Source organism: Streptomyces sp. SCSIO 75703, assembly GCF_036607905.1.
In the GTDB taxonomy this organism is placed as follows: domain Bacteria; phylum Actinomycetota; class Actinomycetes; order Streptomycetales; family Streptomycetaceae; genus Streptomyces.
Genome location: NZ_CP144555.1, coordinates 5,811,882 through 5,838,373 on the forward strand (window position 1 = coordinate 5,811,882; position 26,492 = coordinate 5,838,373).

The window sequence follows — 26,492 nt, forward strand, 5'->3', positions numbered from 1 at the left end:
TGCGGGGGGTCGGCGCACCGATTGGGTGGTGCGTGGTGGAAACTGTCTGGTGGAGACGGACGTTGTGAAGGTGTCCGGGTCGACCAGTACGTTCGGTAAGGGTTCGTCCTGCCCCACGGGCGGGTCTGTTTCGGTCAAGGGGAATCGCCCGTGAAGTTGTTTGCGAAGTTGTTCGGCAAGAGCCCGCGAGAGGGCCGCGACAACGCCACTGCCCGCCACCGCGCGGAGCAGCCCGAGGCGGAAGGCCAGCGTCCGCTGTTCCGGGACCAGGTGGCTGGTCCGGGCGGTGACACTTCGGGCGGCCAGGGCGCGGCGTCCGTTGACCCCGCGCAGTCCGGAGGCATAGGTTTCGGGCAATCGCGGCAGGAGGACTCCATGTCGGCCCTGGTCTGTACGAGGTGCGGAAACCGCAACGGGGAGAACAGCCGCTTCTGCTCCCACTGCGGCGCTCCGCTGCGTGGCGGGGCGGCTGCGGAGCGTTCCTCCGAGACGACGTCCACGATCTCCATCTCCGGCCTGGAGGCGTACGACGCCGAGGTCACCGGGCAGACGGCGATGCCGTCCCTGTCGCCCGAGGCGCAGGCGGCCGTCGACGCGCTGCCGCTGGGCTCCGCCCTCCTCGTGGTGCGCCGCGGTCCGAACTCGGGCAGCCGCTTCCTGCTGGACGGTGAGCTGACCACCGCGGGACGCCATCCGCAGAGCGACATCTTCCTGGACGACGTGACGGTCTCGCGCCGGCACGTGGAGTTCCGCCGCGGCGCGGACGGCTCGTTCACGGTGGCCGACGTCGGCAGCCTGAACGGGACGTACGTCAACCGGGAGCGGATCGACCAGGTCGCGCTGTCGAACGGCGACGAGGTGCAGATCGGCAAGTACCGGCTGGTCTTCTACGCGAGCCAGCGGGGCTACTGACTCTCCCCCGGACCCGGTCCGGGGGAACCAGGGAAGGTCCATGCTTCAAACACCGAGCGGTGGTGCCGGACACGGCACCACCGCCGCGGACAGTGGGCTGATGAGCATCGGCACGGTGCTGCACGCGCTGCGCGACGAGTTTCCCGACATCACCATCTCCAAGATCCGTTTCCTGGAGTCGGAGGGGCTCGTCGAGCCGCGGCGGACCCCTGCCGGGTACCGCAAGTTCAGCGCGCGCGACGTCGAGCGGCTCGGCCAGGTGCTGCGCATACAGCGGGACCACTACCTGCCGCTCAAGGCGATCCGGGAGCACCTGGACGCCGTGGAGCGCGGCGAGGCGGTGCGCCTGCCGTCCCTGGGCCGGCAGCGGGACGGTGAGTCCCCCGAGGCGCCCGACGAGGGGCCGACGGCCGCCCGTATCGGCCGTGACGAGCTGCTGGCCGCCGCCGGGATCGACAGCGGCGACCTGGAGGAGTGGGAGTCCTACGGGCTCATCGCCCCGCTGCCCGACGGGGCCTACGACGCCGAGGCGGTCACCGTGGCCGCGCTCGTGACGGAACTGGGGCGGTTCGGGATCGAGCCGCGCCACCTGCGGGTGATGAAGGCCGCCGCCGACCGGGAGGCCGGTCTGGTGGAGCAGGTGGTGGCCCCGCTCAGGCGCCACCGCAACCCGCAGACCAGGGCGCATGCCGAGGAGCGCACCAACGAGCTGGCGGGACTGACGGTGCGGCTGCACGCGGCGCTGGTGCGGACCGCCCTCGGGGTGCGCCTGCCCTGAACCCGCCGGGTCCCGGCCCGGATCTCTCCCACCCGTGCCCGGCCCGACTACCCAAAGGTCCCGGGCACGGCCTAGGGTTGCTGTGTGAACGAGCTCGATGTCGTAGGTGTCCGGGTCGAGATGCCCTCCAACCAACCGATCGTGCTGCTGCGCGAGGTGGGAGGCGACCGTTACCTTCCCATCTGGATCGGACCGGGGGAGGCGACGGCGATCGCCTTCGCCCAGCAGGGCATGGCTCCGGCGCGGCCGCTGACCCACGACCTGTTCAAGGACGTGCTGGAAGCCGTCGGCCAGGAGCTCACGGAAGTACGCATCACGGACCTGCGTGAGGGGGTCTTCTACGCCGAGCTGGTCTTCGCGAGCGGAGTCGAGGTGAGCGCCCGGCCGTCCGACGCCATAGCGCTCGCCCTGCGCACCGGAACGCCGATCTACGGCAGCGACGAGGTGCTCGACGACGCCGGGATCGCCATTCCGGACGAGCAGGAGGACGAAGTGGAGAAGTTCCGCGAGTTCCTCGACCAGATCTCGCCCGAGGACTTCGGCACCAGCAATCAGTGACCCGCGGGCCGCCTCCGGGCGGCCCCACAACCGGCCTCCGGGCACATTCGGCTAGCCTTTCCCCGCGGTGGGTCACGCGAAACCACTCGAAGGGTGATTATCACTCGGCGTGCCGAGTGTGGCGATCGTTGACGCACCCTTGGTGACTGCCTACCGTCGAGGAGGCAGGGTCAAGGACGGAGGTCGGCGTGAGGATCAGCGGCGACGGTACGGCTGGGGATGGCGCCGGCGGCCTCGGGGCGGGCGGACCGTACCCGCCACCGGGGGCCAGGCTCCGGCCGGGCGGGGGACACACCCCGCACGGCGGCAGGGCCGATCACGCTCCGCAGCGACCGACGGCCGTGCCCAGCGGCGGAGGAGCGACGGCCATGGCGACCGAGCAGATCGGCTACCGCGGGCCGACGGCGTGCGCCGCGGCCGGCATCACCTACCGGCAGCTCGACTACTGGGCCCGCACCGGGCTCGTGGAGCCCAGCGTGCGGCCCGCGCACGGCTCCGGCACCCAGCGCCTCTACAGCTTCCGCGACGTCGTCGTCCTGAAGATCGTCAAGCGGTTCCTCGACACCGGCGTCTCCCTCCAGAACATCCGGACCACCGTCCGTCACCTGCGGGAGCGGGGCTTTCGCGACCTGGAGCGGATGACGCTGATGAGCGACGGTGCCACGGTCTACGAGTGCACCTCGCCCGACGAGGTCCACGCCCTGCTCCAGGGCGGCCAGGGCATCTTCGGCATCGCCGTCGGCGTGGTCTGGCGCGACGTCGAGGGCGCCCTGTCGCAGCTCCACGGGGAGCGCATCGACACGGGGGAGACCCTCGTCGGGCACAATCCCGCCGACGAGCTGGCCCGCCGCCGGAACAGGGCGGTCTGAGGCCCCTGGGCGGCCCTGCGGGTCCCGGGCGGCACGACGGCGGCACCCTTGGCCGGGCCGGGGGCCCGCGGGCCTGAGCGCGCGGGCCGGGGGCCCGCGGGCCTGAGCGCCGTTGTCGGTGCCGTAGGGCAGCATCGGACCCGTGAGAGCCGCGCCCACGATCCTGCACCTGGACATGGATGCCTTCTTCGCCTCGGTGGAGCAGGCGTCGAAGCCGAGTCTGCGCGGGAAGGCCGTCGTCGTGGGCGGGCTCGGGCCGCGGGGCGTGGTCGCCACCGCCTCCTACGAGGCCCGTGTCTTCGGCGTGCGCTCCGCGATGCCCATGGGCCAGGCCCGCCGGCTCGCCCCGCACGCCGCCTACCTGGTGCCCCGCTTCGGGCTGTACCGGTCGATCAGCGAGCAGGTGATGGGGTTGCTGCGGGCGCTGTCGCCGCTGGTGGAGCCGTTGAGCCTGGACGAGGCGTTCGTGGACCTGGAGGCCGGCGGGGCCGCCTGGGACGCCGCCTCGGCGCGGGAGGCGGGGGCGCGGCTGCGGGCCGGCATCCGGCAGGCCACCGGGCTGACCGGCTCGGTGGGGCTGGCCGCCTCCAAGATGCTCGCCAAGATCGCCTCCGAGGAGGCCAAGCCCGACGGACTGGTGCTGATCGAGCCGGGCACCGAGCGGGACCTGCTGGCGCCCATGCCGGTGCGCACCCTGCCGGGCGTCGGGCCGGCCACCGGCGACCACCTGCGGCGGGCGGGCATCACCACCGTCGGCGAGATCGCCGAGGCGGGCGAGGACGAACTGGTGCGGCTGGTCGGCAAGGCCCACGGGCACGGCCTGTACGCGATGGCGCTGGCCCACGACGAGCGGCCGGTGGTCGCCGAGCGGGAGACCAAGTCGGTCTCGGTCGAGGACACCTACGACGTCGACATCCACGACCGGGTGCGGGTCGGGGTGGAGGTGCGCGGGCTGGCCGACCGGTGCGTGCGGCGGCTGCGCGAGGCCGGGCTGTCCGGGCGGACCATCGTCCTCAAGGTCCGCCGCTACGACTTCTCGACGCTGACCCGCTCCGAGACGCTGCGCGGGCCCACGGACGACCCCGCCGTGGTCCGGGAGGCCGCGGGGCGGCTGCTGGACACGGTGGACACCACGGGCGGGGTGCGGCTGCTCGGGGTCGGCGTCAGCGGTCTCGCCCACTACACGCAGGAGGACCTGTTCGCGCAGGCGGCGGGCGAGCGTGCCGACGAACCGGCCGCCGAGCCGGCAGAGCCCACCGGGCCGGCCGAGCCCGCGGGGCGGCCGGACGGGCGCCGGTGGCCGTCGGGGCACGATCTGCGGCACGCGCGGTACGGGCACGGCTGGGCGCAGGGCAGTGGGCTGGGCCGGGTCACGGTGCGGTTCGAGACGCCGTACTCCGGACCGGGCCGGGTGCGGACCTTCCCGGTGGACGATCCGGAGCTGGAGCCGGCGGAGCCGCTGCCGCTGGTCCCGCCCGGCAAAGGCGGAGGCGAGGGCGGAGGCGAGGGCGGGGGCGGCCCCGAGGCGACGGGCGCGTGACCGGCCGTGGGGGACGTCCGCCGGTGTGCGGCCTCTCCCGGGTCACCGGCCGGCTCCCGGCCCTGCGTGCCGTGCCCGCCCCGGGCCGGGTCAGGTGTCCTCGCTGCCCCGGCCGGCCAGGTTGCCGAAGTCGCGGTCCGGCGGCGGGGGAGGGGCGGCCACGTCGAGGCCGTAGTGGTGGTAGAGCTGGAGCTCCTGCTCCGGGGAGAGGTGGCGGCCGACGCCGAAGTCGGGGGCCTCCTTGACCAGGGCCCGGTCGAAGGGCACGCGCAGGGTGCCGTCCACGAGTTCGCTGGGCTCCAGGGGCACGAAGGCGTCTCGGCCGAAGAGCCCGGTCCGTATGGCGGCCCACTCGGGGATGCCGGTGGCGTCGTCGAGATAGACCTCGTCGATGGTGCCGATCTTGGTGCCGTTGCGGTCGAACGCCTTGCGGCCGATCAGGTTGCGCGGGTCGATGTCGGTACGCACGGGCCCTCCACTGGGTCGCACAGCATCCGGCGAAATCATCCGTAGCTCCTACGAAAGGGCACATTGGGGCGCACGGCCACTCGAAGCCCGGGATGTCCGCGGACCGGACCGGCCACCGGCCTCGCTGGTAGGCTGGCAAACGGCTGACGACCCCGTGCGGGAGAGTCCTCCGGGGGTCTCCGGAGGCGCCGAAGGAGCAACTCCTCCCCGGAATCTCTCAGGCTCACGTACCGCACGGACGAGGTCACTCTGGAAAGCAGGGCGGGTGTCGACGGCTTCCGCTCTCACCGACGGTGAAAGCCGGCGCCTCCGGGCGGCCCGGTGAAGCTCTCAGGTCGAGATGACAGAGGGGGAGGCCGTCCGGGCACCCGCGCCGTGGTGCCCCTCGAAGGTCGCGCAGACCAGGAGGCCCCCGCCATGACCGTCCCCCGCACGCCGCTCTCCGCGCTCGAAGCGGCCATGCCCTTCGCACAACGCCACATCGGACCCGACGCCGAGGCGCGGGCCAAGATGCTCGCCCAGGTCGGTTACGGATCGCTCGACGAACTGACGGCCGCCGCGGTCCCCGACGTGATCAAGAACGCCGACGCGCTGGACCTGCCGGACGCGCGCTCCGAGGCCGAGGTGCTGGCCGAGCTGCGCTCCCTGGCCGACCGCAACGAGGTCCTCCACTCGATGATCGGCCTCGGCTACCACGGGACCTTCACCCCGCCGGTCATCCTGCGCAACATCATGGAGAACCCGGCCTGGTACACCGCGTACACCCCGTACCAGCCCGAGATCTCCCAGGGCCGGCTGGAGGCCCTGCTCAACTTCCAGACCACGGTCGCCGACCTCACCGGGCTGCCGACCTCCGGCGCCTCGCTGCTCGACGAGGGCACCGCCGCCGCCGAGGCCATGGCCCTGTCCCGGCGCATGGGCAAGAACAAGAAGGGCCTGTTCCTCGTCGACGCGGACGCCCTGCCGCAGACCGTCGCCGTGATCCGCACCCGCGCCGAACCGACCGGTGTCGAGGTCGTCGTCGCCGACCTGAGCGAGGGCATCCCGGCCGAGGTCGCCGAGCGCGAGATCAACGGCGTGCTGATCCAGTACCCGGGCGCCTCCGGAGCCGTGCGGGACATCCGGCCGGTGATCGAGCAGGCCCACGGGCTCGGCGCCCTCGTCACCGTCGCCGCCGACCTGCTCGCCCTCACCCTGATCACCTCGCCCGGCGAGCTGGGCGCCGACATCGCCGTCGGCACCACGCAGCGCTTCGGCGTGCCGATGGGCTTCGGCGGACCGCACGCCGGCTACATGGCCGTGCGCGAGCGGTTCGCGCGCAGTCTGCCCGGCCGCCTCGTGGGCGTCTCCGTCGACGCCGACGGCAACCGCGCCTACCGCCTCGCGCTCCAGACCCGCGAGCAGCACATCCGCCGCGAGAAGGCCACCAGCAACATCTGCACCGCGCAGGTGCTCCTGGCCGTCATGGCCGGCATGTACGCCGTCTACCACGGTCCCGACGGGCTGCGGACCATCGCCCTGCGCACCCACCGCCACGCCCGCCTCCTCGCCGCGGGCCTCGCCGCGGGCGGTGTCGAGATCGTGCACGGCGCCTACTTCGACACGGTGACCGCCCGGGTGCCCGGCCGCGCCGCCGAGATCGTCGCCGCCGCCCGCGAGAACGGCATCAACCTGCGGTTCGTCGACGCCGACCACGTCTCGGCCGCCTGCGACGAGACCACCGGCCGCGCCCAGGTCGGCGGCGTCTGGCACGCCTTCGGCGTCGAGGCCGACATCGACGCGCTGGACGCCTCGACCGAGGACGCCCTGCCCGCGGCGCTGCTGCGCACCGACGAGTACCTGGCGCACCCCGTCTTCCACCAGCACCGTTCCGAGACCGCGATGCTGCGCTACCTGCGCCGCCTCGCCGACCGCGACTACGCGCTGGACCGCGGCATGATCCCGCTCGGCTCGTGCACGATGAAGCTGAACGCCACCACCGAGATGGAGCCGGTGACCTGGTCCGAGTTCGGCGGCCTGCACCCCTTCGCGCCGGCCGACCAGGCGCAGGGCTACCTCACCCTGATCCGGGAGCTGGAGGAGCGGCTGGCCGAGGTGACCGGGTACGACCGGGTCTCGCTCCAGCCGAACGCCGGCTCGCAGGGCGAGTTCGCCGGACTGCTCGCCGTCCGCGGCTACCACCGCGCCAACGGGGACGAACAGCGCACCGTCTGCCTCATCCCGTCCTCCGCGCACGGCACCAACGCGGCCAGCGCGGTCATGGCCGGCATGAAGGTCGTCGTCGTCAAGACCGCCGAGGACGGCGAGGTCGACGTCGACGACCTGCGCGCCAAGATCGAGCAGTACCGCGACGAGCTGGCCGTGCTGATGATCACCTACCCGTCGACGCACGGCGTCTTCGAGGAGCACGTCGCCGACATCTGCGCCCAGGTGCACGAGGCGGGCGGCCAGGTCTACGTGGACGGCGCCAACCTCAACGCGCTGGTCGGCCTCGCCAAGCCCGGCCACTTCGGCGGCGACGTCTCGCACCTGAACCTGCACAAGACCTTCTGCATCCCGCACGGCGGCGGCGGCCCCGGCGTCGGCCCGGTGGCCGTGCGCGAGCACCTGGCGCCGTACCTGCCCAACCACCCGCTGCAGCCCGGCGCCGGCCCGAGCACGGGCGTGGGTCCGGTCTCCGCGGCCCCGTGGGGCTCGGCGGGCATCCTGCCGATCTCCTGGTCGTACGTCCGGCTCATGGGTGGCGAGGGACTCAAGCGGGCCACGCAGGTGGCCGTGCTCTCCGCCAACTACATCGCCAAGCGCCTGGAGCCGCACTACCCGGTCCTCTACACCGGCCCCGGCGGCCTCGTCGCCCACGAGTGCATCATCGACCTGCGCCCGCTGACCAAGGCCACCGGCGTCAGCGTCGACGACGTCGCCAAGCGGCTGATCGACTACGGCTTCCACGCGCCGACCATGTCGTTCCCGGTGGCGGGGACGCTGATGATCGAGCCGACCGAGTCCGAGGACCTGGCCGAGCTCGACCGGTTCTGCGACGCCATGATCGCCATCCGGGCCGAGATCGAGAAGACCGGCTCCGGGGAGTGGCCCGCCGACGACAACCCGCTGCGCCACGCGCCGCACACGGCCGCCGCGCTGGCCGGCGACTGGGAGCACGCGTACACCCGTGAGGAGGCCGTCTTCCCGGCCGGGACGCCGACCGCCGACAAGTACTGGCCGCCGGTGCGCCGGATCGACCAGGCCTTCGGCGACCGCAACCTGGTCTGCTCCTGCCCGCCGCTGGACGCCTACGAGGACTGACCCGGGAGGGCCCGGACGGAGGGGCCCCGCCCGGCCGCGCGACGGCCGGGCGGGGCCCCTCGCCGTCAGCCGGTCGCCAGCGACACCTCGGTCGACTTGATCAGCGCCACGACCGGCACCCCGGCCGACAGCCCCAGTTCCTCCACCGCCTCCCGGGTGATCACGGCGGTGAGTGCCGCGCCCTGGGCGTCGACCTTGACGGAGGCCATCGCGGTGCCCGCGGTGACGCCGGTGACCGTGCCCGGGAGCAGGTTGCGGATGGAGAGGCCGTCGACCGGGGCGGTGGCCAGGGAGACCTCGGTCGACTTGACCAGGGCGCGCACGGCCGAGCCGGGGACCAGGCCCAGCCCCTCCACGGACTCCCGGGTGATCGCCGCGGTGAGTTCCTGGCCGCCGGCCAGGCGGACGCGGACCGTCGCCATGGCCTCGCCGGGGAGGACGGCGGTGACGGTGCCGGGGAGCTGGTTGCGGATGCTCAGGCTCATGAGGGCGCCTCACTGACGAGTCGATTCGTGTGATATGTCCGTAAAGTGTGCTCACCGTAACCCGGGGGACGCGTGCCTCCCGGGACGTGCGGGCCCGCGTCGCCACAGGGCGCGGACCGGGGGCTCACGGCCCGGCCGCGCGCCCGCCGCGGGCGTCACCCGCGCGCCCTCCCCGTCGTGGCGCACCCGGCCCGGCGCCGTCAGAGCGGTATCAAGGGCGGACGGGCCGCCGTAAGGGACACATCAACGGCGGCCGTTCCCGGTCCGGCAGCGGATTTCCTCGGACCGTACGCCCGACCCGCCGACCCGACCCGGGAGCGCACGATGGCCGACGCGGCCTATCTCACCGTCACGATCGCGGTCTTCGCGCTCGTGGCCCTCGTCGCCCGCGGGGTGACGAAACTGTGACCGCCCAGACCGTCGAGAACATCGTCGGCCTCGTCGCCGCCGTCGCCCTGCTGGGCTACCTCGTCCTCGCCCTGATCTTCCCGGAGAGGTTCTGAGCGCCGCGATGGGTCCCGTCACCGCCGGCGTCCTCCAGGCCCTCGCCCTCCTCGGCGCCCTCGCGCTCGTGTACGTCCCCCTCGGCGACCACATGGCCCGGGTCTACTCCTCCACCCGGCACCTGCGCGTCGAGCGGTGGATCTACCGGGCCGTCGGCGCCGACCCCGACACCCGCATGCGCTGGCCCGCCTACCTGCGCGCCCTGCTCGCGCTCTCCCTGGCCGGGGTCCTCCTGCTCTACGCGCTCCAGCGCCTGCAGGGCGTGCTGCCGGGCTCCCCCGGCTTCGCCTCCGTCCCGCCGGCGCAGGCGTTCAACACGGCCGCGTCCTTCGTGACCAACACCGACTGGCAGTCGTACGCCGGGGAGGAGACGCTCGGGCACGTCGTGCAGACCGGCGGCCTCGCGGTGCAGAACTTCGTCTCCGCCGCCGTGGGCATGGCCGTCGCCGTCGCCCTCGTCCGGGGCTTCGCCCGCACCCGCACCGCCGAACTCGGCAACTTCTGGGCCGACCTGGTGCGCGGCGTGGTCCGCGTCCTGCTCCCGCTCGCCGCGGTCGCCGCGCTCGTCCTCGCCGCCTGCGGGGTCGTCCAGAATCTCGCCGGCGTCCACGAGGTCGGCCAGTTCACCGGGGGCGCCCGGCAGTGGAACGGCGGCGCGGTCGCCTCCCAGGAGGCCATCAAGGTCCTCGGCACCAACGGGGGCGGCTACTTCAACGCCAACAGCGCCCACCCCTTCGAGAACCCGACGCCCGTCACCAACCTCTTCGAGGTCTTCCTGATCCTCGTCATCCCGGTCGCCCTGACCCGCACCTTCGGCGTCCTGGCCGGTTCGGCGCGGCAGGGCTACGCGATCCTCGCCGCCACGGCCGTCATCTGGGCCGGGTTCCTCGCGCTCATGATGTGGACCGAGTTCGCCCACCGCGAGGGCGCCCTGCGCATCGCGGGCGGTGCCCTGGAGGGGAAGGAGGTGCGCTTCGGGGTCGCCGGGTCGGCGCTGTTCGCGGTGAGCACCACGCTCACCTCCACCGGCGCCGTGGACTCCGCGCACTCCTCGTACACCGGCTTCGGCGGCGGGATCGCCCTGCTGGGCATGGCGCTCGGCGAGATCGCGCCCGGCGGCACCGGCTCCGGCCTCTACGGCATGCTCGTCATGGCCGTCATCGCCGTCTTCCTCGCCGGACTGATGGTCGGCCGCACCCCCGAGTACCTGGGGAAGAAGATCGGCCCCCGCGAGATCAAACAGGCCGCCCTCTACCTCCTCGTCACCCCCGCCCTGGTGCTCGTCCTCACCGCCCTGTCCATGGCCCTGCCGACCCCGCGGCACGCGATGCTCAACCCGGGCGCGCACGGCTTCACCGAGGTGCTGTACGCCTTCACGTCCGCCGCCAACAACAACGGTTCCGCCTTCGCGGGGCTGGACGCGCACACGGACTGGTTCGACACCACGACCGGACTCGCCATGCTCCTCGGCCGCTTCCTGCCGGTCGTCTTCGTCCTCGCCCTGGCCGGATCGCTGGCCGGCCAGCAGCCGACCCCGGTCACCGCGGGCACCCTGCGCACCGAGAAACCCCTGTTCACCGCGTTGCTGGTGGGCACCATCCTGATCGTCGGCGCCCTCACCTACGTCCCGGCGCTCGCCCTGGGCCCGCTGGCCGAGGGGCTGGCGCGATGACCGGCCCCCGAAGGAGGTCCGAGGAGCACATGACCGCGTCCGCGCCCGCCACCCCGCCGCACCGCCGCAGGGCCCGCGCCCACCACGCCGCCCGGCGCCAGGCCGGCCCCGGCTCCCTCGGCCCGGCGCAACTGGCCGCGGCGCTGCCCGACGCGCTGCGCAAACTCGACCCCCGGGGGCTGCTCTCCTCGCCGGTGATCTTCGTGGTGTGGACCGGCTCGGTGCTGACCACCGCCTTCTCCTTCACCGACCCCGGCGACTGGTTCGGCTGGACCATCAGCGCCTGGCTCTGGCTGACCGTGCTCTTCGCCAACCTCGCGGAGGCGGTGGCCGAGGGCCGCGGCAAGGCCCAGGCCGACACCCTGCGCCAGGCCCGCTCCACCACCGTGGCCCGCAAGGCCGACGGGAGCACGGTGCCGGCCACCGAACTGCGCGTCGGGGACCTGGTGGTCTGCGAGGCCGGGGACGTGATCCCGGGCGACGGGGACGTCGTCGAGGGCGTCGCCTCGGTCGACGAGTCCGCCATCACCGGGGAGTCGGCCCCGGTCATCCGCGAGTCCGGCGGCGACCGCAGCGCCGTCACCGGCGGCACCCGGGTGCTCTCCGACCGGATCGTCGTCCGCATCACCACGCGGCCCGGCGAGACCTTCATCGACCGCATGATCGGCCTGGTCGAGGGCGCCGCCCGGCAGAAGACCCCGAACGAGATCGCGCTGAACATCCTGCTCGCCTCGCTGACCATCGTCTTCCTGCTGGCCTGCGCCACCCTCGCCCCGTTCGCCGCCTACGCGGGCACCCGGCTCACCCTGGTCGTGCTGGTGGCGCTGCTGGTCTGCCTGATCCCGACGACCATCGGCGCCCTGCTCTCCGCGATCGGCATCGCCGGCATGGACCGCCTGGTGCGCCGCAACGTGCTCGCCATGTCCGGCCGCGCCGTCGAGGCCGCCGGCGACGTCTCCACGCTGCTCCTGGACAAGACGGGCACGATCACGCTCGGCAACCGGCGGGCGGCGGGGTTCGTGCCGGTGCCCGGCGGCCGGGAGGCGGAGGTGGCGGAGGCGGCGCTGCTCTCCTCGCTCGCCGACGAGACGCCCGAGGGCCGCTCCATCGTCTCCCTCGCCGAGGACGCGTACGGGCTCGGCGACCGGTACCGGGAGCGGCCGGCGGGCGCCCGGTGGATCGCCTTCTCCGCGCAGACCCGCATGTCCGGCGTGGACCTCGACGGCCGCCGGGTCCGCAAGGGCTCGGCGGACGCCGTCGCCGCGTGGGTGGGCCGGCTCGGCGGCCGGGTCCCCGAGGGGCTGCGCGAGCCGGTCGAACGGATCGCCACGGCCGGCGGCACCCCGCTGCTGGTGGCCGTCGAGGACGAGCACGGCGCCCGGGTGCTCGGCGTGATCCACCTCAAGGACGTCGTCAAACCGGGCATGTCCGAGAGGTTCGCGGAACTGCGCCGCATGGGCATCCGCACGATCATGATCACGGGCGACAACCGGCTGACCGCCGAGGCGATCGCCCGGGAGGCCGGCGTCGACGACTTCCTCGCGGAGGCCACCCCCGAGGACAAGATGACGCTGATCAAACAGGAGCAGGCGGCCGGGAAGCTGGTCGCCATGACCGGCGACGGCACCAACGACGCTCCCGCGCTCGCCCAGGCGGACGTCGGGGTGGCCATGAACAGCGGCACCTCGGCGGCCAAGGAGGCCGGCAACATGGTCGACCTCGACTCCGACCCGACCAAGCTCATCGAGGTCGTCGAGATCGGCAAGCAGTTGCTCATCACCCGGGGCGCGCTGACCACGTTCTCGGTCGCCAACGACGTCGCCAAGTACTTCGCGATCATCCCGGCGCTCTTCGCGGCCGTCCATCCCGGACTGGAGAGGCTGAACGTGATGCGGCTGGCCTCGCCGGACTCGGCGATCCTCGCCGCGGTCGTCTTCAACGCGCTGGTCATCGTGGCCCTGGTACCGCTCGCGCTGCGGGGTGTGGCCTACCGGCCGGCGAGCGCGGACCGGATGCTCCGGCGCAACCTCGCCCTCTACGGACTCGGCGGGCTCGTCGCGCCCTTCGCCGGCATCAAACTCATCGACCTGCTCCTGTCCCTGTTCCCGGGGCTGTGACGGCCCCCGAAGCCCCCGGGCCGTCGACGGCCCCGAAAGCGTGGTGATCTCCGTGAACGCCTCGGTCTCCTCCACCGTCCGCCTGCTCGGGGCGGCACTGAGGGCACTGCTCGCCCTGACGGTGCTGACCGGCGTCGTCTATCCGCTGGCCGTCACGGGGGTCGCCCAGGGCCTGTTCCCGGGCCGTGCCGACGGCTCGCGGGTGTCGGCGGGCGGCCGGGTCGTCGGCTCCTCGCTCATCGGGCAGTCCTACGACCTGCCCGGCGGCACGCGCCCCGACCCCCGCTGGTTCCAGGGCCGGCCCGCCGAGGGCCTGGCGGAGAACACCCTCAACACCCGCTACCGCCTCCTCGTCTCCGGGGCGACCAACCTGGCGGCCGACAACCCCGTGCTCATCCGGCGGGTCGAGGAGGCCCGCGCCGCCGTCGCCCGCTTCGACTCGGTGCCGGGCCACCCCGTCCGGCCGTCCGACGTCCCCGCCGACGCGGTCACCTCCTCCGCCTCCGGCCTGGACCCGCACATCTCCCCGGCCTACGCCCACCTCCAGGTGCGCCGCGTGGCCCGGGAGAACGGCCTTCCCGCCGGCCGGGTCCGGGCGCTGGTCGAGCGGCACACCGAGGGCCGCGACCTCGGCTTCATCGGGGAGCCGCGCGTCAACGTGCTCGCGCTCAACACCGCCCTCGAGGCGCTCGCGGCGAAGGGCTGACCGGGCCCCGGGGGCGGGACCGCCGTCGGCCTGTCGCCGGGACGGTGCACGCAGAGTACCGCCCAACGTTCGCCAGCACGGCCGAAAGTTTCGGCTGCTTTCCGCTCGGTTCGGGCTGTCGGGCCCCTCCTGTGGCGCCCACGGCCAGATTCATCGCGTACAAGGGCTTGCCACGGTTTGAAGCCTGTCTCTAGGGTGCGGCATCAACGCAGCTTTCTGGATTTCCTCCGAAACTTTCGGAACGCATCAGCGGACGGTCGTTCGGACGCCGTCCCGTACCCAAGGAGCGCATGATGGGCGACCCGGCACTGTCCCGCCGCAACTTCATGGCGGCCTCCGCCGCGGCAGGTCTGGGCATGACCGCACTCAGCGGCTGCGGCGGCGACTCCGACGCCGGCTCGTCGGGGACGACCACCGTCGAGTGGTGGAACATCTCCACCACCCAGCCCACCAAGGACGTCTGGGACGCGCTCGCCAAGCGGTTCGAGGCGGAGAACCCCAAGGTCAAGATAAAGATCGTCCAGTTGGAGAACGACGCCTACAAGGCGAAGATGACCGCCCTGACCGCCTCCGGGAAGCTCCCCGACATCTTCCACACCTGGGGCGGCGGGGTCCTGCGGCAACAGATCGCGGCGGACCTCGTCGAGGACCTCACCGAGCGGACGAAGCCGTGGGCCGAGGGGCTCCTGCCGGCCGCCAAGGAGCCCTACCTCGTCGACGGCGCCGTGTACGGCATCCCCTTCGACATCGGCATGGTCGGCTTCTGGTACAACAAGGCGCACTTCGAGAAGGCCGGCATCAGCACGCCGCCCACCACCTGGAGCGGCTTCCTCGACGCCGTACGCGCCCTCAAGTCCTCCGGCACCACCCCCATCGCCCTGGCCGGCAAGGAGAAGTGGCCCGGCATGTACTACTGGGCCTACCTGGCGATGCGCACCGCCGGCGCCACCGCCCTGCAGAAGGCAGGCGACGACAAGGACTTCACCGGCGACGACTTCGTCCAGGCCGGACAGCACCTTGAGGAACTCGTCGACCTCCAGCCCTTCCAGAAGGGGTTCCTCGGCGCCGCCTACTCCACCCCCACCGGCCAGGCCGCCACCGTCGGCAACGGCAAGGCCGCCATGGAGCTGATGGGCCAGTGGGCCCCGGTCGTCGAGGCCGACGCGGGCAAGGGCCTCGGCGACGACCTCGGCTTCTTCCCGTTCCCCGCCGTGGAGGGCGGCAAGGGGGCGATCACCGAGGTCTTCGGCGGAGGCGGGGGACACGCGCTGCGCCGGGGCGCCCCGCAGGCCGCCGTCGACTTCCTGAAGTTCTTCGCCTCCGCCGCCACCGACCGCGAACTCGTCCGCGAGACGGGCGTGCTGCCCGTCGTCCCGGCCGCCGAGGACGCCCTCGCCGACCCCAACCTCCGGGCCGTCCAGCGGCAGCTCAAGGGCACCACCGGCTTCCAGCTCTACCTCGACCAGGCGTACGCCCCCGCCGTCGGCCAGGAGGTCAACGACAGCGTCGCCGCGCTCATCGCCGGCTCCAAGTCCCCGCAGCAGGTCGCCGAGTCGATCACGAAGACGGCCAAGGAAGAGCAGTAGCCCACCATGACCTCCACCTTCCTGCCGGACCGGCGGACCGGCCCCGCCGACCCACCGCCCCCGGCCGCCGGCCCGGACCGGGGGCGGGCCCGGCGCCGCGCCGCGCACTGGCTCACCGCGGTCGGCTTCCAGGTCCCCGCGCTGGTCCTCTTCCTGGTCCTGGTGCTGCTGCCGATCCTCTTCGCGCTGTACGCCGCCTTCTTCCGCTGGGGCGGCTTCGGCATGCCGTCCGACTACGTCGGCACCGAGAACTTCAGCCGGCTCTTCGCCGACCCGGTCTTCCTCGGCGACCTGTGGCGCTGCCTGCTCCTGGTCGTCCTCTCCGTCGCCCTGCAACTGCCGTTCGCGCTGGCCATGGCCGTCCTGCTGAACCAGCGGATGCGCGGCCGGGCGGTGTACCGGATGCTGTTCTTCGCGCCGTACGTGCTGTCCGAGGCCATCACCGGCGTGCTCTTCAGCATGATCTTCGCGCCGGGCGACGGCCTCGCCGACCAGATCCTGGGCGGCGTCGGCCTGGAGGGGCTGGGCGGGGAGTGGTTCGCCGATCCGTCGATGGTGATGGCCACCCTCTTCCTGGTGATGACCTGGAAGTACTTCGGCTTCCACATGATGCTCTACCTGGCCGGACTCCAGTCCATCCCGAAGGAGTTGAACGAGGCGGCGCTCATCGACGGCGCCAACGCCTGGCAGCGCCTGCGCAGCGTCACCCTGCCGCTGCTCGCGCCCACCCTGCGGATCAGCGTCTTCCTGTCCGTCATCGGCGCGATCCAGCTCTTCGACCTGGTGTGGGTGATCACCCAGGGCGGGCCCGACCACCACTCGGAGACCATGGCGGTGACCCTGTTCCAGTTCGGGTTCAAGCGCTACCAGGTCGGCTACGCCAGCGCGATCAGCGTCGTCATGTTCGGCATCAGCCTCGTCTTCGCCCTCGCCTACCAGCGGTTCGTGCTCCGGCGCGATCTGCAGGGGGCCACCACGACCATGCGAGGAGGCGGCACGTGACGCTCGCCCGCAAGACCCTGCCCGAGCGCCCCGCCCCGGAGCCGGTCCCCCCGGCGGGCGCGCCGGGGCGCGGCCGGCGGACCGGCCGGGCCCTGCCGCTGCACGTGGTGCTGGTCGCCGTGGGCGCCGTGATGGCCGTCCCGCTGCTCTACGCGGTGCTGTCCGGTTTCAAGTCCACCGACCAGCTCTCCCGCAACCCCGTCGGACTGCCCGACCCGTGGGTCGTCTCCAACTACACCGACATCCTGGCGTCCGGCTCCTTCTGGCGGCTGGTCGGCAGCAGCACGCTGATCGCGGTCTCGACCACGGTCCTCGTCGTCGCGGTCTCGGCGCTGGCCGCCTTCTCCTTCGCGCGGTTCGCCTTCCGCGGCCGGGAGTTGCTGTTCACGCTGTTCACGATGGGGCTGATGTTCCCCTTCGCGGTCGCGGCCCTGCCCCTGTTCCTGCTGCTGCGCTCCCTCGGACTGCTGGACAACCCGCTCGGGGTGATCCTGCCGCAGGCCGCCTTCGGGCTGCCGATGACCATCATCATCCTGCGCGGCTTCTTCCGCGAGATCCCCGGCGAGCTGGAGGAGGCGGCCACGCTGGACGGCTGCGGTCCCTTCGGCTTCTTCTGGCGGGTGCTGCTGCCCATGGCGCGGCCCGCCCTCGGCACGGTCTCCGTACTGGCCGTGGTCACGAGCTGGAACAACTTCTTCCTGCCGCTGCTGGTCTTCACCGAGTCCACCTGGTGGACCATTCCGATCGGTGTGCAGCAGTTCCAGGGCCAGTACGCGGCCGACACCGCCCGGGTCTTCGCCTACCTGGTGCTCGCCATGGTGCCCGCCCTCGCCTTCTACTCGCTCGCCGAACGCCAGCTCGTGGGGGGCTTGGCGGCGGGGGCCACGAAGGGGTGAGGGGCGGGGGCGTTCTCGTACCGGGCACGGGAATGTCGTACGGGCGGCCGTGGTCTGGCCGCCTCGTGCTCAGACCGAGGTGAGCGGGCGGTGCGGGGCGATGACGCGCCCGTCGGGCAGCAGCTCGCCGGTGTCCTCGAAGAGGACGACGCCGTTGCAGAGCAGGCTCCATCCCTGCTCCGGGTGGTGGGCCACGAGCCGGGCGGACTCCCGGCCGGGGGAGCCGGCGGACGGGCACGGCGGCCGGTGCGGGCAACCGGGCCCGCCGGCGCGGTGACCGCGCTCGTGGCCCCCGCCGGTGCCGGCCTCGTGGCGGGACGCGGTGGTGCCGTCCTCGCGGTCGGACGCGGTGGTGTCCGTCCCGCGGCGCGGTGCGGTGGTGGCCGCCTGGTCGTGTGCAGGGTCCTTCATGCTCGCCCCCGTGGTGGTGGGTCCGTCGCCACCAGTGTTGTCCCGGAGGGCGGCGGTCCGCAGGCTTTTCGCGGTACCGCCGCCCTCCGGGGGGAGGGCGTCACCCGCGCGTGCGGCGCGTTCACCCTCCCCTGTCACTCGTCACCCGGGTGCCCCGTCGTCAGGCGGCGGGGGAGCGCAGCAGCCGGGCCGGCCGTACGCGGTGGGACAGTACCGGGAGGAGTTCGGCGACCCGGTGGGGACGGTGGGCAGCGACGCCGGGCGGCGCCGGGGCGAGCGGCACCAGCAGGTCCCCGGCCTGCGGGTGGCCGCCCGCAGGGTCGGCCGTACGGTCGCCGTGCAGCCACAGCGCGAGCATGTACAGCCCCGGGATCGACAGCAGCCGGGCCTGGTAGGGCTGGCCCAGCGCCTCCGCCTGGCGCAGGGCGCGCTCGGTCGAGGCGAGGTACGGGCCCTCGAAGAAGCGGGAGAAGGCCCAGCCGTCGGCGGTCGGCACGGTCTCCGCCGCGGCGACCGCGCGGTCGCCGGCGCGGATCAGGAACCGCCAGCCGGCCAGGCGGGTGGCCGTCACCCCCTCGGGGGTCGTCCCGTCCAGCACGTGCACGGGAAGCGGCAGGTCGGGCGTCAGCGGTCCCTGCGCGGCCAGCAGGGACGGGGTGCGGGCCTCCCGGACCGCGGTGGGCGACGACAGGGCGGTCAGGACGGAACGCAGTGCGGGCGCGGGAGCCGGGGGGACGTGCAGCGGCATGGTGGGTCGCCTCTCATTCGAAGGCACGGTGGCGCGAGGGCGGGGCGGACGACGCTGTCAGCACACGGGGTCGCGAAGGCAGGGACCGGGGTCCGGGACGGGCCGAGACGTGGACGGGTGCGTGCCGGTCGCCGGCTCGCCGGTGAGAACCTCGGCCGTGGGCGCCGGTCCTCTGCCCTGCCCGGAGTTTATACGACATATGTTCAGGGCGTGTTTCCACTAGCCGTTCCGGGCGGCCGGAACAAGGGCCTATCCGGTCGTCGATTTGCTGTAATAAATCCGGATTCCACGGCGGCGGGGCGGCGATGACCTCGGGGAATGACGGCGGGCCGGTCGGCCTGTAGTCATCGGCGTTTTTCACGAGTTTCCGTACTCCGCGACCCGCCGGCCACCGTCATGCCTAGTGAATGTGCCAGCGGTCACACCGCATCAGGGTAGCGGGTGCCGGACGGTCGCGGGGACGTTATCGATCGCTTCCGCTGGGCATCATCCACCCTGACCGGCACATCGGCGGCCGGCTCCTCCGCCCACCGCTTTGAGAAGGGACTCTCTCATGGGAGAGAAGGTCGTGGCAGGTCAGTTCGACCTGTCCGATCGCCAGCGCTACCGCGACAAGCTCCAGCGATGCCTGACCGGCCTGGAGCGGCTTCTGGCGGAGAAGCGGTTCGACCGCCCGAAGAACCTGATGGGGCTGGAGATCGAATTGAATCTCGTCGGAGCCGACGGGATGCCGAAAATGCTGAATGCCCAAGTGCTCGAACGCATCGCCAGTCGCGACTTCCAGACAGAACTCGCCATGTTCAATCTGGAAGTGAACATAGCTCCACACCGTTTGGGGGGCCGGGTTTTCGACCGGCTGGCGGAGGAGATCCGGACGTCACTGGCATATGCCGACCGGAAAGCCGGGGAGCTGGACGCCGCAATCGCGATGATCGGTATTCTGCCGACCCTCGACCGCGACGACCTGGTCTCCTCCAACCTCTCCGCCGTCGACCGCTACGCACTGCTCAACGCGCAGATCGTGGCCGCCCGCGGCGAGGACTTCACCCTCGACATCGACGGCGTCGAACACCTCGTCTGCACCTCGAAGTCCATCGCCCCCGAGGCCGCCTGCACCTCGGTGCAACTGCACCTCCAAGTCACCCCGGAACGTTTCGCCGACGTGTGGAACGCGGCCCAGGCCGTCGCCGCCGCGCAGATCGCCGTCGGCGCCAACGCGCCCTTCCTGTTCGGCCGCGAACTCTGGCGCGAGTCCCGGCCCCCGCTCTTCCAGCAGTCCACCGACACCCGCCCGCCCGAACTCCAGGCCCAGGGCGTCCGCCCGCGCACCTGGTTCGGGGAGCGCTGGGTGACCTCGGCGTACGACCTCTTCGAGGAGAACCGCCGCTACTACCCGGCGCTCCTGCCCATCTGCGACGACGAGGACCCGCTGGAGGTCCTGGACGCGGGCGGCGTCCCCCGGCTGGCCGAACTGGTGCTGCACAACGGCACCGTCTACCGCTGGAACCGCCCCGTCTACGACGTCGCCGACGGCGTCCCGCACCTGCGGGTGGAGAACCGCGTCCTGCCCGCCGGGCCCACCGTCACCGACGTCATCGCCAACGCGGCCTTCTACTACGGCGTCGTGCGCGCGCTCGCCGAGGAGCCCCGGCCGCTGTGGACCCGGCTGCCCTTCGCGTCCGCCGCCGCCAACTTCGACGCCGCCTGCCGCCACGGCATCGAGGCCCGCTTCGCCTGGCCCCGGCGCGGCCGGCTGGGCGGCATGGCCGAGGTCGACGCCGCGGACCTCGTCCGCGAGGAACTGCTCCCGCTGGCCGCGGCCGGGCTCGACGCGTGGGGCGTGGAGCCGGCCGACCGGGACCTGTACCTCGGTGTGATCGAGGAGCGCTGCCGGCGCCGGGTCAACGGCGCCACCTGGCAGGCGGCCACCTTCCACGCGGCCCGCGAGGCCGGACTGTCCCGGGAGGAGGCGCTGGCCGCCACGACCCGGCGCTACCGCGAGCTGACCAACCGGGGCGACCCGGTCCACCTCTGGCCCGTCGGCCTCCCCGAACCGGTGCCGCTCGGCGGCTGACGGGGGCGGCCGGAGAAGCGGGAGCGGGAGCGGGGCGCGCGGTGATCGCCGGGCTCCCGGGCCGCTCGCGGCACCCCGGTGCGCACCGCCGCATACTGATCGGGCAAGCTCTGACGTCCCGGCAGAGATCAGGTGTGCATGGCGGAGGCGGGCGCGGTGGCCGATTCACTCCCTGAGGGCTCGACCCCCCAGGACCGTACGACCCCTTCGTCCGGGGCGGCGTCCCCCCGGGAACGGCTCACCCGGCGCACCCTGCGCGACGAGACACTGCTCGTCCTCGCCCTCTCGCTCGGGGCCAGCGGCGTCTCCGCCCTGATCAGCTTCATCGGCTCCGTCACCCGCCCCGGCGGGCTCAGGGACCAGGCCGCCACCCTGAACGCCTCCGCCGCGCCCGGCCGGCCCTGGCTCGACCTCGCCTGGCAGCTCTTCGGCATCACCACGGCGCTGGTCCCCGTCGCACTCGTCGCCCACTTCCTGCTGCGCGAGGGCGGCAGTCTGCGCACCCTCGGCTTCGACCGCACCCGCCCCTGGCCCGACCTCGGCCGCGGGGCTGTCGTCGCCGCCGTCATCGGCAGCACCGGCATCGCCTTCTACCTGGCCGTCCGCGCCCTCGGCTTCAACCTCACCGTGGTCCCCGAGGCGCTGCCCGGGGTGTGGTGGAAGTACCCCGTGCTGCTCCTCTCGGCGGTGCAGAACGCGGTCGTCGAGGAGGTCATCGTCGTCGGCTACCTGCTGCGCCGGCTCGGCCAGAGGGGCTGGACGCCCGTCGCCGCGCTCGCCGGAAGCTCGCTGCTGCGCGGCTCGTACCACCTCTACCAGGGCATCGGCGGATTCGTCGGCAACGTGGTGATGGGCGTCGTCTTCGTCCTGCTGTACCGGCGCTGGGGCCGGGTGGGCCCGCTGGTGGTGGCCCACGCGCTGCTCGACATCGGGGCCTTCGTGGGCTACGCGCTGCTCGCCGGCAAGGTCGGCTGGCTCCCCACCGCCTGACCTCCGGCAGAGGGGCGTACGAGCTGCCCGTACGCCCCGTTCCCCTGCCCCTTCCCGCACCGTCCTGTGCCGGAGGGCGCGCGGGCTTCGGCTACGCCAGCAGCTCGCCGTCGATCACCGTGACCGCGCGGCCCCCGAGCAGCGTGCGGTCGCCGCGCAGTTCGGTGCGGACGTGGCCGGAGCGGGGTGACGCCTGGAGGCCGGTGAGGACGGGCCGGCCCAGCCGCGCCGACCAGAACGGGGCGAGCGCGGTGTGCGCGCTGCCGGTGACGGGGTCCTCGTCGATGCCGACGTTCGGGAAGAAGCAGCGGGAGACGTAGTCGTGGCCGAGGGAGGGGTCCTCGGCCGGGGCGGTGGCGATGACCCCGCGCGCGGAGTAGGCGGCCAGCGCGCGGTGATCCGGCGTCAGCGCGCGCACGGTGCGCTCGTCGGCCAGCTCGACGAGCAGGTCCCCGACCGACGGTCCGGTGTCGAACACCGCGCGGGGCTCGGCGCCCAGCGCCGCGGCCACGCCGTCCGGGACCCCGGCCGGGGTGAGCGGGGCGGTGGGGAAGTCCAGGGTGACCGAGCCGTCCGCCTCCGCAGCGGCGGTCAGGACGCCGCTGCGGGTGGCGAAGCGGACCGGGCCCTGGTGGGCGCCGGTGGTGCGCAGCACGTGGGCCGTGGCCAGCGTGGCGTGGCCGCACAGGGCGACCTCGGTGACGGGGGTGAACCACCGCAGCGCCCAGTCGGCCTCGGCGTCCTCGGGCAGGGGGTGGGCGAACGCGGTCTCGGCGTGGTTGACCTCCAGGGCGATCTTCTGGAGGCGTTCGTCGTCCGGGAAGGCGTCGAGGAGCAGGACTCCCGCGGGGTTGCCGGCGAAGGGGCGGTCGGTGAAGGCGTCGACGATTCGGATACGCATCCCCCGACGCTAAGCGCTCGGCGCACCCCCGTCCCAAGGCCACCTCGACACCTCTGGCCCCTGGCGGGGACCGGCTAGGGGAGGGGCTTGCCGGGCCAGTTATGCCGATATATCGTTGAGGCATCGCGAATAGGTCGCGACTGATCAACGACTGGATGGAGTGATGATCATGCACAGCCACGGATACGAGCGTGGACACGGTGGACACGGCCGCGGGCGCGGCCACGAGGGCCCCTTCGGCGGGGGCGGTCACGGCGGCTTCGACGGCCGGCGTGCCGCCTTCGGACCCTTCGGGCCGGGTGGCCACGGCGGCCCCTTCGGGCCCGGTGCCGGACCGTGGGGCGGACGCGGGCGCGGAGGCCCCCGGGGCAGGGCGCGGCGCGGCGACGTGCGCGCCTCGATCCTCGCCCTGCTGAAGGACCGGCCGATGCACGGCTACGAGATGATCCAGGAGATCGCCGAACGCAGCGGCGGGGCGTGGAAGCCCAGCCCCGGCTCGGTGTACCCCACCCTCCAGCTCCTGGAGGACGAGGGCCTGATCGTCAGCGCGAGCGAGGGCGGCAAGAAGCTCTTCTCGCTCACCGAGGCCGGCCGCACCGCCGCCGAGGAGGGCCCCGAGGCTCCCTGGGAGGACGCCGGCCGCGGTGTCGACTGGGAGGCCCTGAACGACATCCGGCAGGCCGGATTCGGCCTGATGGAGGCGTTCGGGCAGGTCTGGAAGACGGGCAGCAAGGAGCAGCGCGAGAAGGCCCTCGCGGTCATCGGTGACGCCCGCAAGAAGCTGTACCTGATCCTCGCCGACGAGGACTGACCCGGCGCCGGCGCCGGGTGGCCCCGGCGCCCCGCGGGGGCGCCCTCGCGCGCCCGCCCGGGACCTGCTCTCGGGCATGGCCCCCGAGCGGCGCGCGCCTCCGCCCGGGGGACGGTTGGTGCTCCCGGCGCAAGGCGGCTCGCCAGGGGGATGGAAAAACGGCCTGATCTCCTCCGTAAGGAGGAGATTCCGGCCGCCGGGTCCACTTCGCGCGGGACGCCGGAATGCTCCCCTTCGGGGATGACCCGGCGCGATCCGCTTGATGAGGTGGAGGACGTGCAGCCCCGTATCCCCCGGCAGCCGGCCGGTGAGCAGGACGGCCGGAGCCCCGAGCCCGCCGTCGCCGAGGCACGGCTCGGCGCGGACCTGGAGTACGTCGTCTCCGCCGCCCGCCGCCGCGCCCTGCGGGACGGCGACCGGCAGATCGACACCGCCCACCTGCTGCACTCGCTCCTGGAGCACGACGCCGAGGTGCGGGCCGCCCTCGGCGACGGCCCGGTGATCGCCCGCCTGCTCGGCTACCTCGTCCAGCGCAGCATCGGCTACGGACTGCGCTGGCGGAGCACCGTCGAGGACTCCGGCGCCCTGCCCGTGGTGAGCGAGACGGCGGGCTTCTCGCCGCTGGCCGCGGCGGCCCTGGAGGACGCCCTCGCCCGCGCGGCCCGCCGGGGCGCCCCGTGCCCGCTCGGACGCGACCTGCTCGCCGCCCTCGTCGCCCACCCCGAGGCGCGCGCCGTCGATGTGCTCGCCCGCGCCGCCCTCGACGCCCGTACCGTGCGCGCCCGCGCCGACGGGCAGGCGGAACCCGCGCCCTGACCCGCCCGCGGATGCCGGGCGCCGCGCCCGTACCGTGTCGACGGCCGGTCCTCGCGGGCCCGCCCGCCCGGCCGGAGGCCGCGCCGCCCGCCCCGGCACGCCGTCCGCCGGCGGTTCCGCCCCGTCCATTCGGCGAGACAGCAGCCATGCGGGGTGACGCTCATGTCGTCCCCTGTCATCATGTGCCGGTGCATACGACTGACAGCGCTCGCGGCAGCGCGGGAAGGGGCGTGGGACTGGGTCTCGCGCTCGTCTCCGCCCTCGCCTTCGGAGGCTCCGGCGTCGCGGCCAAGCCGCTGATCGAAGCGGGCCTCGACCCGCTCCACGTCGTCTGGCTCCGGGTGGCCGGAGCCGCCCTGGTGATGCTGCCGCTCGCCGTCCGCCACCGCGGTCTGCTGCGCCGCCGCCCCGGACTGCTGGCCGGCTTCGGCCTGTTCGCCGTCGCGGGCGTCCAGGCGTGCTACTTCGCCGCGATCTCCCGTATCCCCGTCGGCGTCGCCCTGCTGGTGGAGTACCTGGCACCCGCGCTGGTGCTCGGCTGGGTGCGGTTCGTGCAGCGCCGGCCGGTCACCCGGGCCGCCGCGCTCGGCGTCGTCCTCGCGGTCGGCGGGCTCGCCTGCGTCGTCGAGGTCTGGGCGGGGCTCGGCTTCGACGCCCTCGGCCTGCTGCTCGCGCTCGGCGCCGCCTGCTGCCAGGTCGGCTACTTCGTCCTCTCCGACCAGGGCGCCGACGCCGGTGAGGAGGCACCCGACCCGCTCGGCGTCATCGCGTACGGGCTGCTCGTCGGCACCGCCGTGCTCACGGTGATCGCCCGCCCCTGGGGCATGGACTGGTCGGTGCTCGGGCGGACCGCGTCCATGGACGGCACGCCCGTCGCCGCCGGCCTGCTGCTGGCCTGGATCGTGCTCCTGGCCACCGTCCTCGCGTACGTCACCGGGGTGCTCTCCGTGCGGCGGCTGTCACCGCAGGTCGCGGGGGTCGTCGCGTGTCTGGAGGCGGTCATCGCGACCGTGCTGGCCTGGGTGCTGCTCGGCGAACACCTCTCCGCGCCGCAGATCCTCGGCGGACTGGTCGTCCTCGTCGGCGCGTTCATCGCCCAGTCCTCCGCACCGGCCAAGAACCCTCCGGACCCGGTGGCGAGCGGCGGGCCCGAAAGGGAGTTGTCCCGCCGGGGAACGGCACCCTAGGGTGCCCGGCATGCATTCGGACCTGCTCCTCCTCTCGCCGCCGGCCGCCTGAGGCGGGCCCCGGCGACCGCCCGGCGCGGGCTTCGCCCCGCCGGGCGCACGGCGCTGCCCGCGGACGCCGTCCCCGCGCCCCACGGGGCGCTTCCGACCACCGCGCCTCCCGCGCGTCTGCGGAGTGAGAAACGTGTCGAATGCCTCCTCAGGTCTGCCCGTCGGGCGGGGCCTGCTCTACCTGGTCGTCGCCGGTGTCGCCTGGGGCACCGCGGGAGCCGCCGCCTCGCTGGTCTACCGGACCAGCGACATGGGGCCCGTCTCCCTGTCCTTCTGGCGCTGCGCCCTCGGGCTGGTGCTGCTGGTCGCCGCCCGGCCGCCGCGCCCCCGCCGGAAGGCCGCCGTCCGTGAACCGTCCGGCACGCGGGTGCTGCGCGCCGGGGTGACCGGGGTGGGCCTCGCGGTGTTCCAGACCGCCTACTTCGCCGCCGTGGCGTCCACCGGACTGGCCGTGGCCACCGTCGTCACCCTGGGCGCGGGGCCGGTGCTGATCGCGCTCGGGGCCCGCCTGACGCTCGGCGAACGGCTGGGCCGGGGCGGCACCGCCGCCGTGGCGGGCGCGCTCGGCGGGCTGGCGGTGCTGGTCCTCGGCGGCGCGGACACCACCGTCCGGCCCTGGGGGATCGCCCTCGCGCTGCTGTCCGCGGCCGGGTACTCGGCGATGACGCTGTGCACCCGGCACTGGGGCCGCGACGGCGGGGCGGACGCCTCCACCACGTCCGTCGGCGCGTTCGCGGTGACGAGCCTCCTGCTGCTGCCCCTCGCCCTCGCCGAGGGGCTGGTCCCGCACACGGGGGACCCCGTCCGGCTGCTGTGGCTGCTGGCCTACGTCGCCGCCGTGCCGACCGCCCTCGCCTACGGCCTGTACTTCGCGGGCGCGGCCGTGGTCCGGTCGGCCACCGTCTCGGTGATCATGCTGCTGGAGCCGGTCAGCGCGGCGGTGCTGGCCGTCCTGCTGCTCGGCGAACACCTCACGGCGGCCACCGTGGCGGGGACCCTGCTGATGCTCGGCTCGGTCGCGGGGCTCGCGGTCGCCGAGGCGCGCGAGGCCCGCTCCCGTCCGGCACCGGCCTGACGGCGGGGGTACGGGGCGCCGGGGTTCCGGGT

The 26,492-nt window shown here is 73.5% G+C and carries 24 protein-coding genes, 1 pseudogene and 1 riboswitch; of the genes and pseudogenes, 20 read left to right on the plus strand and 5 right to left on the minus strand.

All coding sequences use genetic code 11. The annotated features are described in order from the left end of the window. Positions 1-375: 375 nt before the first annotated feature. From VM636_RS25615 to VM636_RS25635, 5 genes are all read left to right on the plus strand, one after another. Positions 376-912, plus strand: coding sequence for an FHA domain-containing protein (locus VM636_RS25615; protein ID WP_030418694.1), 537 nt, complete (start codon positions 376-378; stop codon positions 910-912). A gap of 40 nt (positions 913-952) precedes the next feature. Further along, entirely contained in the window at positions 953-1,690 is a 738-nt protein-coding gene (locus VM636_RS25620; protein ID WP_030418693.1) for a MerR family transcriptional regulator, read from the plus strand. Positions 1,691-1,774: 84 nt separating this feature from the next. Further along, positions 1,775-2,248, plus strand: coding sequence for a bifunctional nuclease family protein (locus VM636_RS25625; RefSeq protein ID WP_030418692.1), 474 nt, complete (start codon positions 1,775-1,777; stop codon positions 2,246-2,248). A 188-nt stretch (positions 2,249-2,436) separates the two neighbouring features. Further along, on the plus strand, positions 2,437-3,117 hold the full coding sequence (locus VM636_RS25630; RefSeq protein WP_078855728.1) for a MerR family transcriptional regulator: 681 nt from the start codon (positions 2,437-2,439) through the stop codon (positions 3,115-3,117). Between the two features lie 142 nt (positions 3,118-3,259). Beyond that, on the plus strand, positions 3,260-4,657 hold the full coding sequence (locus VM636_RS25635) for a DNA polymerase IV (RefSeq protein ID WP_338485857.1): 1,398 nt from the start codon (positions 3,260-3,262) through the stop codon (positions 4,655-4,657). Positions 4,658-4,747: 90 nt separating this feature from the next. Here VM636_RS25635 and VM636_RS25640 read toward each other — a convergent pair whose 3' ends face one another. Beyond that, positions 4,748-5,125 (minus strand): PRC-barrel domain-containing protein, encoded by a 378-nt coding sequence (locus tag VM636_RS25640; protein WP_030418689.1) that lies wholly within the window; start codon positions 5,123-5,125, stop codon positions 4,748-4,750. A 147-nt stretch (positions 5,126-5,272) separates the two neighbouring features. Further along, positions 5,273-5,368: riboswitch (glycine riboswitch) on the plus strand. 174 nt (positions 5,369-5,542) lie between these two features. Here VM636_RS25640 and gcvP point away from each other — a divergent pair. Continuing rightward, a complete protein-coding gene (gene gcvP, locus VM636_RS25645; protein ID WP_338485858.1) occupies positions 5,543-8,428 on the plus strand; it encodes an aminomethyl-transferring glycine dehydrogenase in 2,886 nt (961 codons plus the stop codon). Positions 8,429-8,493: 65 nt separating this feature from the next. Here gcvP and VM636_RS25650 read toward each other — a convergent pair whose 3' ends face one another. Beyond that, positions 8,494-8,913, minus strand: a complete 420-nt coding sequence (locus VM636_RS25650) for a TOBE domain-containing protein (protein ID WP_053914114.1) — start codon at positions 8,911-8,913, stop codon at positions 8,494-8,496. Positions 8,914-9,090: 177 nt separating this feature from the next. Here VM636_RS25650 and VM636_RS25655 point away from each other — a divergent pair, with 177 nt between their 5' ends. The 8 genes from VM636_RS25655 (at position 9,091) to VM636_RS25690 (ending at position 17,396) form a co-directional block, all read left to right on the plus strand. Next, positions 9,091-9,321, plus strand: a complete 231-nt coding sequence (locus VM636_RS25655) for a hypothetical protein (protein WP_338485859.1) — start codon at positions 9,091-9,093, stop codon at positions 9,319-9,321. After that, positions 9,318-9,416, plus strand: a complete 99-nt coding sequence (kdpF, locus tag VM636_RS25660; RefSeq protein ID WP_030418686.1) for a K(+)-transporting ATPase subunit F — start codon at positions 9,318-9,320, stop codon at positions 9,414-9,416. Before VM636_RS25655 ends, kdpF begins: the two co-directional genes overlap by 4 nt. Before the next feature lie 8 nt (positions 9,417-9,424). Then, entirely contained in the window at positions 9,425-11,089 is a 1,665-nt protein-coding gene (gene kdpA / locus VM636_RS25665; protein ID WP_030418685.1) for a potassium-transporting ATPase subunit KdpA, read from the plus strand. Between the two features lie 29 nt (positions 11,090-11,118). Beyond that, positions 11,119-13,206: a potassium-transporting ATPase subunit KdpB gene (gene kdpB / locus VM636_RS25670; RefSeq protein WP_199809337.1), complete on the plus strand. Its 2,088-nt coding sequence runs from the start codon at positions 11,119-11,121 to the stop codon at positions 13,204-13,206. A 52-nt stretch (positions 13,207-13,258) separates the two neighbouring features. Then, positions 13,259-13,912 carry a potassium-transporting ATPase subunit KdpC gene (gene kdpC, locus VM636_RS25675; protein WP_053914124.1) on the plus strand — a complete coding sequence of 218 codons (654 nt, stop codon included), beginning with the start codon at positions 13,259-13,261 and terminating at the stop codon, positions 13,910-13,912. Positions 13,913-14,205: 293 nt separating this feature from the next. Then, the gene (locus VM636_RS25680; RefSeq protein ID WP_030418682.1) at positions 14,206-15,498 is read left to right on the plus strand and encodes an extracellular solute-binding protein; all 1,293 of its coding nucleotides are present in this window, start codon (positions 14,206-14,208) and stop codon (positions 15,496-15,498) included. A 6-nt stretch (positions 15,499-15,504) separates the two neighbouring features. Then, positions 15,505-16,500 (plus strand): sugar ABC transporter permease, encoded by a 996-nt coding sequence (locus VM636_RS25685; RefSeq protein WP_338485860.1) that lies wholly within the window; start codon positions 15,505-15,507, stop codon positions 16,498-16,500. 131 nt (positions 16,501-16,631) lie between these two features. Then, entirely contained in the window at positions 16,632-17,396 is a 765-nt protein-coding gene (locus tag VM636_RS25690; RefSeq protein ID WP_234312512.1) for a carbohydrate ABC transporter permease, read from the plus strand. Positions 17,397-17,465: 69 nt separating this feature from the next. Here VM636_RS25690 and VM636_RS25695 read toward each other — a convergent pair. Next, positions 17,466-17,645 (minus strand): annotated as a pseudogene (locus VM636_RS25695) (DUF5999 family protein); the annotation flags it as partial. A gap of 322 nt (positions 17,646-17,967) precedes the next feature. Then, positions 17,968-18,555, minus strand: a complete 588-nt coding sequence (locus VM636_RS25700) for a hypothetical protein (RefSeq protein WP_053914110.1) — start codon at positions 18,553-18,555, stop codon at positions 17,968-17,970. A gap of 553 nt (positions 18,556-19,108) precedes the next feature. Here VM636_RS25700 and VM636_RS25705 point away from each other — a divergent pair. Then, positions 19,109-20,629 (plus strand): glutamate-cysteine ligase family protein, encoded by a 1,521-nt coding sequence (locus tag VM636_RS25705; protein WP_030418677.1) that lies wholly within the window; start codon positions 19,109-19,111, stop codon positions 20,627-20,629. Positions 20,630-20,767: 138 nt separating this feature from the next. Further along, on the plus strand, positions 20,768-21,619 hold the full coding sequence (locus VM636_RS25710) for a type II CAAX endopeptidase family protein (protein ID WP_338485861.1): 852 nt from the start codon (positions 20,768-20,770) through the stop codon (positions 21,617-21,619). Positions 21,620-21,710: 91 nt separating this feature from the next. On the opposite strand, the gene VM636_RS25715 is transcribed toward VM636_RS25710, so the two are convergent. Further along, entirely contained in the window at positions 21,711-22,520 is an 810-nt protein-coding gene (locus VM636_RS25715) for a PhzF family phenazine biosynthesis protein (RefSeq protein ID WP_338485862.1), read from the minus strand. A gap of 169 nt (positions 22,521-22,689) precedes the next feature. On the opposite strand from VM636_RS25715, the gene VM636_RS25720 reads away from it, so the two are divergent. From VM636_RS25720 to VM636_RS25735, 4 genes are all read left to right on the plus strand, one after another. Continuing rightward, positions 22,690-23,331 (plus strand): PadR family transcriptional regulator, encoded by a 642-nt coding sequence (locus tag VM636_RS25720; protein WP_338485863.1) that lies wholly within the window; start codon positions 22,690-22,692, stop codon positions 23,329-23,331. A 276-nt stretch (positions 23,332-23,607) separates the two neighbouring features. Continuing rightward, positions 23,608-24,147, plus strand: coding sequence for a Clp protease N-terminal domain-containing protein (locus tag VM636_RS25725; protein WP_030418673.1), 540 nt, complete (start codon positions 23,608-23,610; stop codon positions 24,145-24,147). 182 nt (positions 24,148-24,329) lie between these two features. After that, a complete protein-coding gene (locus VM636_RS25730; protein WP_030418672.1) occupies positions 24,330-25,334 on the plus strand; it encodes an EamA family transporter in 1,005 nt (334 codons plus the stop codon). Between the two features lie 184 nt (positions 25,335-25,518). Next, positions 25,519-26,460, plus strand: a complete 942-nt coding sequence (locus VM636_RS25735; RefSeq protein ID WP_030418671.1) for a DMT family transporter — start codon at positions 25,519-25,521, stop codon at positions 26,458-26,460. Positions 26,461-26,492 lie beyond the last annotated feature (32 nt).